This is a genomic window from Halomonas sp. (assembly GCF_014859505.1).
Lineage (GTDB): Bacteria > Pseudomonadota > Gammaproteobacteria > Pseudomonadales > Halomonadaceae > Halomonas.
Genome location: NZ_JACUUD010000090.1, coordinates 1 through 12,524 on the forward strand (window position 1 = coordinate 1; position 12,524 = coordinate 12,524).

The following is a 12,524-nucleotide window of genomic DNA, read 5'->3' on the forward strand; positions in this document are numbered from 1 at the left end:
GGAGTCGGCCATCAGCATGTCGTGGTCGCGGGGCGGCTGGCACTGGGTGCGGGTGCCGGGGGCGAGATAGGGGCGCAGGATCGGTTCCATACCCTTGAGCACCTGCACCGGGAGGGCCGAGGTGAAGCGGAAGCGGTCGGAGTCGGTGCCGGCCACGTAGGCGGTGAGGGTGCCGAAGTGGTCGTCGCCCAGGTAGAAGACGAAGGTGGCGGTGCGGTTGCGCGCCTCGGAGTGCACCACCTGGCCGGAGCGGGTGACGGTCTCGAAGCGGTTGTTGCCGGTGCCGGTCTTGCCGCCCAGGGTCAACGGGGTGCCGTCTTCCCCCAGGAAGCTGCCCTGCAGGCGGCGGGCGGTGCCGCCCTCCACCACCTGGGAGAGTGTCTGGCGCAGCACTGCGGCCACCTCCGGCGCCATCACCTGGCGGGCGCGGCTGTGGTCGGGCAGGAAGCGGGTCTCGTAGGGAGTGCCCTCGGCCAGGTGCAGGTCGTCGATGCGCAGGGTGGGCAGGCGCACCCCGTTGTTGAGGATGATGCCCATCAGCTCCGCCAGTGCGGCGGGGCGATCTCCCGAGCTGCCCACGGCGGTGGCCAGCGACGGCACCAGGTGGTCGAAGGGATAGCCGAGCTGCGCCCAGCGCTGGTGGATGTCGAGGAAGGCCTCGACTTCGAGCATGGTGCGAATGCGGGTGTCGCGGGCGCTGCGGTGGCGGGTGCGCAGCAGCCAGCCGTAGACCTCCTGGCGCGCCTCGCGGCTGGCCGCCTCGGCATCGGCGTAGCTGGCCTCGGGCTGGTCCTGGAGGAAACCCATCAGCCACAGCTCAAGCGGGTGGACCCCGGCGATATAGCCTTGGTCGGAGAGGGTGAGGGCGCTGGGGTCGCTGCCCTCGAACAGCGCGCTGGGCCGAACACCGGCATCGCGGCCCCCCAGCCGCTCGGCGATGAAGGCGGTGAAGCCGATGGGATCCGCCTCCGGGTAGAGGTAGCGGTAGACCGCCGCCAGCCGGCGGGCGCCGGGACGCAGTCCGCCCAGAAAGGCCTCCAGGCGCTCCTCGGGCGGCAGGGCCTGATACTTGCGCCAGAAGCGCTGCAGGAACACCCGGCCCTCGCGGTCGGCGAAGCTCGAGAGGTAGTCCAGGCGGCGCGGATCGGCGTCGTCCTCCAGCAGCTGCCGGCGACTCTCGTTGTGGTGGATGCTGTAGTTCACCAGATCGCGCATCAGGCGGATGAAGGGCAGGTTGAGGGATTCGCGCATCGCCTCCTCGAGGGTGGGGTTGCGACCGTTGTCCTCGCGGCGGAAGTTGCTGAAGGTGTGGCGCCCACCACCAGTGAAGAAGGCCTCGTGGGGGCTGGCCGAGTAGCGGCGCTGCATGGCCTGGGCCAGCAATTCGTCGAGGGGCAGGTCCGGCGTGGCGATCAGCCGTTCGATCACCCAGCGGCTGAGATGATCCTGTCTGTCCACTGGAATCTGCCGCAGCATCTCGGCCGGTGCCCCTGCGTGTCGGCCATGCAACTCGGCGATCACCTCCAGGTAGGTGGCAAGCACGCGCAGCTTGGCGGTGGAGCCGAGCTCCAGCTTGCTGCCCTCGTTGATGTCGAAGGGCTGCCCGCTGTTGTCGGTCTGTACGCGCACCCGGAACCCCTCCTCGCTACGCTCGAAGAGGGTAAAGCTGTAGCGCACCTCGGCGGTCTTCTCCGGGGAGAGCAGGCGCTCGCCGAACAGGCCGATCTCGCCCGCCACGTCGGGGTCGACGAGCCGATGCAGGTAGTCGGTGACTTCGCCCTGCAGGTCGGGATGCAGGGTGGTGCGTGCGGTGACGTCCAGGCGGTCAAGCTCGTGGAGCGAGATGTCGAGCATGCCCGCCAGGCGGGTACGGGCCACCTGCAGCCCCTTGTCGCGAGGCACCCGATGGGCCACCGGTGCGGCCTGGAAGTCACGGAAGACGAGACGCTGGGCCAGGGCAGCATCGCGCAGCTCGGAGGCCAGCACGCCTTCATTGGCGAGCAGCCGCAGGTAGCTGTCGGTCACGCGCTCCAGTGCCTCGCGGCCGCCCCGCAGATACCAGGAGGGGCGACGCTGGGCGATCATCAGCGCGAGCACCTGACGCACCGCCAGGCCCCGGCGCGCCAGAGCATCGGGCCCGTTGAAGTCGGGCACCAGCAGGCGGTTGGTCTTGTCGGGGTCGGCGCCGAACCACACCCAGAGGCCGTCGGCCAGGCCGTGGACCTCGCCGTGGCCGGGGGCGGCAGCCAGTGGCACGCTGTTGAGATAGTCCAGGGCGATATCCTGGCGGGCGGTGAGGGTCTCGGGTCCGTGGCGGTAGCCGCGCACACTGGCCGAGGCCATCTGACGCAGCTTCTCCATGGGGGTGTCGGTGCGCCCACCGGGGGAGTGGCGGTACTTCTCGATCTGGGTGGCCAGGGTGCTGCCGCCGGCGGACTGGTCCGAGACGTCCAGGGCACGGCTGGCCTGGGAGAGGGCGGCTCGGGCGAAACGCGGCCAGTCCACTGCCGGGTTGGCGTTGGGGGCGTTGGCGTCGAGGAGCTGGCGGTTCTCTATGAACAGCAGCATCTCCAGCACCAGCGGCGGGATCGCCGCGAAGTGGGGGAAGTGGTGCCCGGGTTGGCGGTAGGCATAGAGGGTATCGCCGGTGCAGCTCTCGAGGGTCAGGCCGGCGCGGGTCTTCTCGCCATAGGGGGGGAAGAAGCCGTGTCCGACGTAGTCCATCAGCGCGGGCGAGAAGCGCGCCTGGCGCTCCACCAGGAAGTCGCGTTCGACCAGCCGGGACTGGAAGGCCGGCAGTCGGGTATAGCCGAGCCGCTCGTCGAAGGGGCCATGGGTGGGGGCGATCAGTCGCTCGCCGCGCCCCGGGGCGATCGTCCAGGTCAGGGTGGCGGCGTAGCGGGAGAGCTCCTGGGACTGGAAGCGCGAGCTGCGCGCCTCGGCCACCAGCAGGGTGGCCAGGGCACATGCCACCAGCGCAAAGAACAGCAGCAGCCAGAGACCGATGCGGCGCCGTCGGGGCGGCGGCTCAGCCGACAGCCCGACGCCCGGCGGCCGAGGCCAGCCATCATCGAGTAGCGGCTCCCGGGTGTTCTGGCTGCTCATGTATTACCTCCCCCTGGGCCCGATACCGGTCCGTGCCTCTTCCTTGAGGATAGAAGCATTCCGGGGATTGTGTAGCGAAATGTAACTATCGTGGGGCGGCGTTCCGATAGCCGGCGAGGTGGACGAGGAGCAGGCGCACTCGAGCTGTCAATCGGAGACGCCCGGCAGGGCCGGGCGTCGGGGGAGGCGTCAGTCGGGGGTGATGCTGATCGAGGCGTCGATGCCGAGGGGCAGTGCAGGAACGGTCAGTAGAGCGCCTGCTCCTCGTCCACCACCTCCTTGAGCAGTTCCAGGAAGAGGCGGTCGGCTTCGGAGTGTTCAGCGGGATCCTCCGGGATATGCACGCTGGTGGTGTCCGAAATGTCATTGGCGATGCGCGCCATCACCGCACTGCTGCCGCCCTCGGGCAGATGGCGACGAGCGATCTCCAGGGACTGCTCGAGGATCCTGGGGTCCTGCAGCAGTTTCTTGATGAAACCGCGGAGTTCGTTGATGACGCGGGTCTTCTGGATTTGCGATGAGGACATGGCCTTCTCCTTGGGTAACGTTGCCGTGCCGCAGTGGCGAGACAATATCACGTTTACCCGATTCGCAAGAGAGGTGGGCGGCAGAGAGTCGGGTCGGGCAAGGCAGCACCCTGTCGGGTGAGGCGGACCGCCGGCATGAAGGTTCAACAGGGAGCGGGCGTGTAATCCTTGGCCTACATCAAGTGAGGTTGATTTCCTTGCATTCCCGAACCGGGCTGAGTGGACAAACGGGAAACCTCCGTTACACTGGGTAACAAATAATACCGCCGTCAGTCGAAAGTGCTGACTCTTTCCTTATGGATAAACTAGCATTCTGGTAATGCGATGTTTCCGGAAGAAAGGGAACGGTAAAGGAATGCGTCATTCCGGCGGGGAGGAGCCACGTCGGCAATGCGGCCAAAAAATCAAACAATCACTTCCTGCCGGGTAGGGGCCACGGTCAGCGCCCGGGGATCATGCAAAAGGGAACCACCATGACACGCGCTACCGAAATTACCCGTTACCGCCGTCTTGCCGGCGCCGCCGTTGTCGGCTCCGCCCTGACGCTGCTGCCGCTGGCAGCCGCCGTGGCCCAGAGCCTGCCCCCGGGGCTCGCCCGGCCGGGCGCCACCGACATGACCGAGGTGGTGCGCCAGGCGCTCGCCACCAACCCCGAGGTGCATGCGGCCTGGAACGGTCTGCGTGCCGCCGGCAACGACATGGGCGTGGCCCGCGGCAACTACCTGCCGAGCATCGATGCCGCTGCCGGTATTGGGCGGGAGTATCGCGAGGGCGATCCTAATACCAGCGGTAGCTATGAGACCTCCTTTGCCGAGCTGACCCTGACCCAGATGATCTGGGACGGCTTCGCCACCCGCAGCGAGGTGGAGCGCCTGGATCGTGGCAAGCTGGTCCGCTACTACGAACTGCTCGGGGCCAGCGAGAATGTGGCCCTGGAGGCCTCCCGGGCCTACCTGGATGTGAGCCGCTACCGTGAGCTGGTGCGCCTGGCCCAGGACAACTACGCCGATCACCTGCGCGTCTTCAACCAGATCGAGGAGCGGGTGCAGTCCGGCGCCGGGCGAGGTGTCGACCTGGAGCAGATCAGCGGCCGCCTGGCCCTGGCCGAATCCAACCTGATGACCGAGGCCTCCAACCTGCACGACGTCACCGCCCGCTACCAGCGTATCGTCGGCCAGCTGCCCGCCGAGAACCTGGCGCCGGCGCCCCAGCTCGACAATCGCCTGCCGCCCAGCGTGGCCGAGGCGGTGAACCTGGCCTTCCAGGGCAACCCCGAGTTCCACGCCGCCATCGAGAACATCGAATCGAGCCGCGCCGCCCAGCAGGGCACCCGGGCCGGCTTCCAGCCGCGCCTGGACCTGCGCGGTCGTGCTGGCACCTACGACAGCAGCGACGGCAGCTTCGACCCGCTGGGTCGTCGCGACCGCCACAGCATCGAGCTGGTGGCGAGCATGAACCTCTATCGCGGCGGCAGCGACCTGGCCTCCTTCCGGGCCGCCAGTGATCGCGTCGAGCAGTCGATCAACCAGCGCGAGGTGGTGTGTCACAACATCCGCCAGACCACCCAGATCGCCTACAACGACACCCGCCGCCTGCGCGAGCAGATGCAGTACCTGAATCAGCATCGCCAGTCCATCGACCGGGTCCGCGGTGCCTACCAGCAGCAGTTCGATATCGGCGCAAGGACCCTGCTCGACGTGCTGGACAGCGAGAACGAGTTCTTCGAGGCCAGCCGCGCCTTCGTCAATGCCCAATATGATGTGACCCTGGCAGACGCCCGGACTCTGGCCGCCATGGGACAGCTGATGCCGACCCTGGGCGTGGTGCGTGACGACATGCCGACCCTTGCCGAGATGGGCAGCGACGGCGTGGCGATCAATCCCGATGTGGTCTGCCCCGCCGATGGCCCCCTGGGCTTCACCCTGGCCGACTTCACCGGGGGGATCGAGGCCCCGGCCCGGGCACCGGACATCACCCTCTCGGCCGATGCCCTCTTCGCCATCAACAGCGCCGAACTCTCCGCCCGGGCACGGGGCGAACTTTCCCAGCTGGCCCAGCAGATCCGTGGCATGAGCAACCTCGAGCGGGTCTTCATCGCCGGCCACGCCGACACCACCGGCAATGATGCTATCAACGACCCGCTCTCCCAGCGGCGTGCCGACAGCGTGGCCGACTACCTGGTCAGCCAGGGCGTGGAGCCTGGTCTGATCCAGACCCGCGGCTATGGCTCCCGACGGCCGGTGGCAACGAATAATACCGTTGATGGTCGGCGCCAGAACCGTCGCGTCGAGGTGACCCTGGAGCGGGTGGGAGAGAACCTGGACCTGGGCTTTGCGCCGGTCGAGACGCAGCCTCAGGCGCTGGCCGCCGGCAGCGACCCGGTGTCGCAGGCCTGGTCGGAGCCGATGGCGCAGCCCAGCGTCAACCTCTATGCCGAGGTGGACGCCTTCGTCGTGCCGTTGCCGGGCCAGTTCGCTGGCCGCTAGCCGGATGCGGGGTTTGCACCTCTCCTTTAGCCTGCAGCCCCGTCGGCACTGTGCCGACGGGGTTTTCCCATTCATGAGGTGTTCGTGAGCCAGAGAGAATCCCTGGATCCCCCGGAGGCACCGGGCTCCCGTTCTGCGGTACGCGATGAACTGCTCGAGTGCCTGCAGAGTGTCGCCACCCTGCACGACCAGACCACCACCGCCGAGACCCTGACCGCCGGCCTGCCGCTGGAGGAGGGCCGCCTCACCCCGGGCATCTTCCCTCGGGCAGCGGCTCGGGCAGGCATGACGGCACGCCTGGTCAAGAGCCGCCTGGTGCAGCTCAATCCTTCTCTGTTCCCGGCGGTGCTGCTGCTGGAGCCGGGACGCGCCTGTGTGCTGGTGGCGCTGGACATCAAGGCCCGCCGCGCCCAGGTGATCTTTCCGGAACTGGGCGATGCGGTCAGCGAGGTGAGCCTCGACGGCCTGCAGGCCAGCTACAGCGGCCAGGCGATCTACGTGCGGCCGCGCTTTCACTTCGATGCTCGCGGGCCCGAGGTAAACAGGCAGCGCAACCGCCACTGGTTCTGGGGCGTGATCCGCGAGAACCGAAAGCTCTATCGCGACGTCATCGCCGGCTCGGTGATGATCAACCTCTTTGCGGTGGCGATGCCGCTGTTCGTGCTCAACGTCTACGACCGCGTGGTGCCCAACCACGCCACCGAAACGCTGTGGGTGCTGGCGGCGGGCATCTTTATCGTGCTCTGCTTCGACCTGGCGCTCCGCCTGATGCGCAACGCCTTCGTCGACCTGGCCGCGAGCCGCGCCGACGTCAAGCTCTCATCGAGCCTGATGGCCCGGGTGCTGGGGCTTCGCATGGAGGCGAAGCCGGCCTCCACCGGCTCCTTCGCCGCCACCTTGCAGTCCTATGAGTCGGTGCGCGGCTTCATCGGCTCGGCCACGGTGGTGGCCCTGGTGGACCTGCCCTTCGTGCTGATGTTCGCCGCCATCATCGCGCTGATCGGCCCGCCCCTGGTGATCCCGGTGCTGGTGGGGATCGTCGTGGTGCTGCTCTACGCCCTGGCGGCCCAGGGCAAGCTGCACGAGCTCTCCGAGACCACCTGGCGGGTCAGCGCCCAGCGCAATGCCACCCTGGTGGAGTCGGTCTCACAACTCGAGACGGTCAAGGCGCTGCGTGCCGAGAGCCGCATCCAGGGTGTCTGGGAAAAGGCCTCGGCCTTTCTTTCGCGAACCTCCGCCCAACTGCGGCTGGTCAGCTCCTCGGTCTCGAGCGTGGCGCTGTGGGCCCAGCACTCGGTGGCGGTGTGCGTGATCATCATCGGGGTCTACCTGATCATGGACGGCAGCCTGACCCAGGGCGGGCTGATCGCCGCCTACCTGCTCTCCTCACGGGCCATGGCGCCGGTCAGCCAGGCGGCGGCGCTGCTGGCCCAGTATCACCAGTCCTCCACTGCGCTGCAGTCGCTCAACGGCGTGATGGAGCGTCCGGTGGAGCGCCCCGAGGGCAAGGCCTTCGTCAGCCGTCCGGCGATCCGCGGCGAGATCGCCTTCGATAAGGTCACCCTGCGCTACCCGGAGGAGGAGCGTGAGGCCCTGCGCGACGTGACACTGAAGATCGACGCCGGCGAGAAGGTGGCGCTGCTGGGCCGGGTCGGCTGCGGCAAGACCACCCTCAACAAGCTGATCCTCGGGCTGTACCAGCCCAGTGCCGGAGCGGTGATGATCGACGGGGTCGACCTGCGCCAGTTCGATCCCATCCAGTTGCGTCGCCAGATCGGCTACGTGCCTCAGGATGTCAGCCTGTTCTTCGGGACTCTGCGCGAGAACATCGTCGCCGGCGGCGGCAGCGAGGGTGTCGATGATGAATCGCTGCTGCGAGCGATCAAGCTCAGCGGGCTGGAGAGCCTGGTCAACGCCCACCCCCAGGGGGTGGACCTGCAGGTGGGAGAGCGTGGCCAGGCGCTCTCCGGTGGCCAGCGCCAGGCGGTAGCCATCGCCCGCGCTCTGGTCAACGACCCGCAGATCCTGCTGCTCGACGAGCCGAGCAGTGCCATGGATCACGCCAGCGAGGAGGCCTTCAAGAGCGATCTCCAGACGTTTGCCCGGGCCAAGACGATGATCGTGGTGACCCACCGCACCTCGCTGCTGTCGCTGGTGGATCGCATCATCGTGATCGACGGCGGCAAGGTGGTCGCCGACGGGCCGCGGGACAAGGTGGTGGAGGCCCTGCGCAAGGGCCAGATCGGGAGGGCGCGCTGATGGCCGGCAAGAGCAAGGACACCCGCAGCGCCGAGCAGCGCGGCTTCGAGGCGATCGGGCGCTTCTCCGAGGGCGGCGGCAAGGTCTTCCGCCCCTTCATGGATCGCCTCTTCGCGAAGCGCGTCACCGCGGCGCACCTCAACCGCGACTGGGCCAGCGACGCCGACTGGGCGCGCATGCAGCAGGATCCCATCCGCGCCCGCGCCTTCCTCTATGTGGTGCTGCTCACCGTGGGGGCGCTGCTGGTGTGGTCCTGGTTTGCGGCCATCGACGAGGTGACCCGCGGCGCCGGTCGGGTGATTCCCTCCAGCCAGCTGCAGCGGGTGCAGACATTCGACGGTGGCGTGGTCCAGGAGATCCTGGTGCGCGAGGGGCAGCTGGTGGAGGCCGGGCAGGTGCTGATGCGCATCGACCCGACCCGCTTCGTGTCGAGCTTCCGCGAGAACCGCGCCCAGGCGCTGTCGCTGCAGGCCCGGGCAGAGCGGCTGCGGGCGCTGATCACCGACACCCCCTTCGACCCCTCGGAGAATCTGCGAGCCGAGGCGCCCGGCATCGTGGCCCAGGAGCGCGAGGTCTACGAGAGTCGCCGCGAGGAGCTGCGCGAACAGGAGAACATCCTGCGCGACCGGATCCGCCAGCGCCAGGAGGAGCTGCGCGAGGCGCGAGCACGTCGTGATACTGCCCAGCGCGAGGCCAACATGACCAGCCAGGAGCTCAACCTGACCCGGCCGCTGCTGCAGTCCGGAGCGGTCTCCGAGGTCGACATCCTGAGGCTGCAGCGGGAGGTGTCGCGGGCCACCGGCGAACGTGACCAGGCGGCAGCCTCGGTCTCCCGGCTGGAGTCTGCCGTGGAAGAGGCCCGCAACCAGCTCAACGAGCTCGGCATCGAGCGGCGCAGCGACTGGCGCAACGACCTGGCCCAGGTCATGGGCGATCTCTCCGCCCTGGACGAGTCCAGCGCCGGCCTGCAGGACCGGGTGCGGCTGGCCGAGGTGCGCTCGCCGGTGGACGGCGTGGTGCAGCGGCTCAACATCAACACCATCGGCGGCGTGGCCCAGCAGGGCCAGGAGGTGGTCGAGATCGTGCCCAGCGACGACCAGCTGCTGGTCGAGGCGCGCATCGCCCCCCAGGACATCGCCTTCCTGCGCCCCGGGCAGCCGGCCACGATCAAGCTCACCGCCTACGACTTCGCCATCTACGGCGGGCTGCAGGCCGAGCTCGACCACATCAGTGCCGACACCATCACCGATGACAACGACAACACCTTCTATCTGGTGCGGGTGCGTGCCCTGGACGGCGAGGAGGTCAACCAGCAGCTTGCCGTGATTCCCGGCATGACCGCCCAGGTCGACATCATGACCGGCAAGCGCACCGTCATGCAGTTCATGCTCAAGCCCGTGCTGCGGGCCTGGAGCGACTCATTGGGAGAGCGATAGATGGCGATCTATTTCATCAGTCAGGGGCATGACGAGATTCCCCGCTGGCGTGTGGCCTTCAGCGATGCCCAGCTGATCTCCCCCCGGGAGATCAACGCCCGGCTGGTACGCGGCGACTGCGTGTGGGTCATGGTCGACGGCGAGGGCTGGCAGCCGCTGGTGGCCGATCTGCATCGGCGCGGTGCGGCGGTCGGGGTGATGACCCATTCCCCCAGCGCTGCCGAGGCCTTCAAGGCCCTGGAAAGCGGCGCGCGAGGCTATGTGCATGCGCTCTCGCCGCCCGAGCTGCTGCGTCAGGCACAGCTGGTGATCATGAACCAGGGGATCTGGGTCCCGCCCGAGCTGATGGCCCGGGTGGTGGGCGGGACCTTCCGCGCGCTTGGTGGCCAGGCCCACTCCCAGGCGGAGGAGCTGCAGGCGTTGACCGAGCGGGAGCGGGCAGTGACGCTGGCCGTGCTCGAGGGGCAGAGCAACAAGGAAGTCGCGCGCACCCTCGGGATCACCGAGCGCACCGTGAAGGCGCACCTCGGGGCGGTATTCCAGAAGCTCGGCGTGCGCGACCGCATGCAACTCGTGTTGCGCCTGTCGAGGTTGAGCCAATCGCTGGTGAACGCGGGAGAGGATTGAATAGTCCCTCCTGTCGACCTTGGCATCCTTGCCGTAGATCAATCCCCTGATCTGCCTGTCCATCGGTCCAATACTCGCTGCCTCATTCCGCGCCTAACTTGAAAGTATCAGTCGGCACTGCGCCGTCTCGTCGTCATAACACCAAGATCATCATGCAGGGAGTCTTATCATGACCATCGCAACCGTCATCTCCATTATCGGTCAGGCCTGGGCGCGGGACGCCGATGGCAACCTTCGCGAACTCCGCGTAGGCGACACCCTGCAGGAAGGCGAGACCCTCGTTACCGCCGACAACGCCCGGGTTCAGCTGGACTTCGGCGATGGGCTCGACCCGACCCTGATCGACGGCGGCCAGCAGGTGGTCATGACGCCTGAGCTCGACGCCGAGCAGCCGGTCGCTGCCTCCGAGTTCAGTGCCCTGGATGAGGATCTCGAGGCCCTGCTCACCGCCATCGACGAAGGCGAAGGCGACCTGCTCGAAGCACTCGATGCGACCGCGGCCGGCGCCGGGCCCGGTGGTGGCGCCGACGGTGGCCACAGCTTCGTGATGCTGGGACGCATCGCTGAGGATGTGAATCCGCTTGCTTTCAACTTCGAGGGTGGCCAGCTTGCTGGGATCGACTTCCCGGAGGATGTGCCTGAGGTGCTCGATGAGGACTTCGGTGTCAGCATCAGCGGGCTGACCCTCGACGGCGCCGACCTGACTGTGGACGAGGCCAACCTGGCCAACGGTTCGAACCCCGATTCGGGCGCCCTCGTCCAGACCGGCAGCTTCGTCGTCAGCGCGCCGGACGGCATCGCCACCCTGAGCGTGGGCGGCGCCTTCATCGTCCAGGATGGCGTGCTGCAGAGCCTGCCCAGCATCACCACCGATGCAGGCAACGTGCTGGCGATTACCGGTTACACCGACAACGGCGACGGCACCTATACCGTCGAGTACAGCTACACCCTGAACGGCGCCAAGGACCACTCCGCGCCCGGTGACGACAGCTCCCTCAGCCAGGTCTTCGTGGTCAACGCGGTGGACACCGATGGCGACTCTGCCACGGCCAACCTGACCATCGCGGTGCTGGATGACGTTCCAACGGCAGTTGATGACAGCGCGAGCCTGGCGGCAGGCGAGAGTGTCGTCGACTCCGGCAACCTGCTGGTCAACGATGTCGAGGGCGCAGACACCGCAAGGGTCACCGAGGTCAATGGCACTGCCGTGCCGGCGGATGGCTCGGTCGAGGTGGCCGGCGAGTACGGCGTGCTGACCATCGAAGCCGACGGCAGCTTCAGCTACGTTCGCGGGGAAGGCACCCCGGGTGGGGTGGATGACGTCTTCACCTACACCCTGACCGATGCCGACGGGGACAGCGATACCGCCACCCTGACCATCGCCATCGCCGATGCCCCAGTTATCATCAACGGTCTCACGGCCGAAGGCCCCGATGTCACGGTGGACGAAGCCAACCTGCCCGACGGCTCCATGACTAATCTCGATGCCCTGGTGCAGACCGGCAGCTTCACCATCACCGCCCTGGATGGCGTCGCCAACCTGAGCGTGGGCGGCGAGTTCGTCGTCCAGGACGGCGTGCTGCAGAGCCTGCCCAGCATTACCACCGAAGCTGGCAACGAGCTGGCGATCACTGCCTACACCGACAACGGTGGCGGCACCTACAAGGTGGATTACAGCTACACGCTCAACAGCAACAAGTTCCACGAGCAGCCGGATGACGACACCGAGCTGTTCCAGGACTTCGCGGTCAGCGTGACCGACAACGATGGCGACACCGCCAGCGCCACGCTGACGGTGGAGATTCTGGATGACGGCCCGAGTGTAGAGGTCAGCGCCGCGGCAGAACTGGATGCCCTGCTGACCACCGATGCGGGTCTGGGCACTGATAGCGCCACACTGCGTGACTTCTTCACTCTGGAGGAGGCGGTGTATGGCGGTGATGGTGCGGCGGAGAGCGGCGCCAAGACCTGGAGCTACAGCCTGGTGCTGGCGGAAGCGGCAACTGGCAGCGTGGCGCTGGATAGCGACGGCAACGCCATCACCAGCGGTGGTGCTGACGTCTACCTGCATCTGGTAGAGGGTG

Annotated in this window: 7 protein-coding genes; 5 read left to right on the forward strand and 2 right to left on the reverse strand. The window is 67.5% G+C overall.

Annotation, left to right across the window (positions count from 1 at the left end; genetic code table 11):
• On the reverse strand, positions 1-3,105 hold a 3,105-nt coding region (locus IBX53_RS11755; protein ID WP_290909418.1), incomplete at its 3' end, for a transglycosylase domain-containing protein.
• A gap of 245 nt (positions 3,106-3,350) precedes the next feature.
• The gene (locus IBX53_RS11760; protein ID WP_290909421.1) at positions 3,351-3,632 is read right to left on the reverse strand and encodes a hypothetical protein; all 282 of its coding nucleotides are present in this window, start codon (positions 3,630-3,632) and stop codon (positions 3,351-3,353) included.
• Positions 3,633-4,105: 473 nt separating this feature from the next.
• On the opposite strand from IBX53_RS11760, the gene IBX53_RS11765 reads away from it, so the two are divergent.
• The 5 genes from IBX53_RS11765 to IBX53_RS11785 all read left to right on the forward strand — a co-directional run.
• Positions 4,106-6,118 (forward strand): TolC family outer membrane protein, encoded by a 2,013-nt coding sequence (locus tag IBX53_RS11765; RefSeq protein WP_290909423.1) that lies wholly within the window; start codon positions 4,106-4,108, stop codon positions 6,116-6,118.
• Between the two features lie 84 nt (positions 6,119-6,202).
• Entirely contained in the window at positions 6,203-8,377 is a 2,175-nt protein-coding gene (locus tag IBX53_RS11770) for a type I secretion system permease/ATPase (RefSeq protein WP_290909425.1), read from the forward strand.
• The gene (locus tag IBX53_RS11775; RefSeq protein ID WP_290909426.1) at positions 8,377-9,813 is read left to right on the forward strand and encodes an HlyD family type I secretion periplasmic adaptor subunit; all 1,437 of its coding nucleotides are present in this window, start codon (positions 8,377-8,379) and stop codon (positions 9,811-9,813) included. The genes IBX53_RS11770 and IBX53_RS11775 overlap by 1 nt, the downstream gene beginning before the upstream one ends.
• On the forward strand, positions 9,814-10,440 hold the full coding sequence (locus IBX53_RS11780; RefSeq protein ID WP_290909428.1) for a response regulator transcription factor: 627 nt from the start codon (positions 9,814-9,816) through the stop codon (positions 10,438-10,440).
• 169 nt (positions 10,441-10,609) lie between these two features.
• Positions 10,610-12,524 (forward strand): retention module-containing protein (locus IBX53_RS11785; protein WP_290909431.1); only part of this gene is annotated, 1,915 nt, incomplete at its 3' end.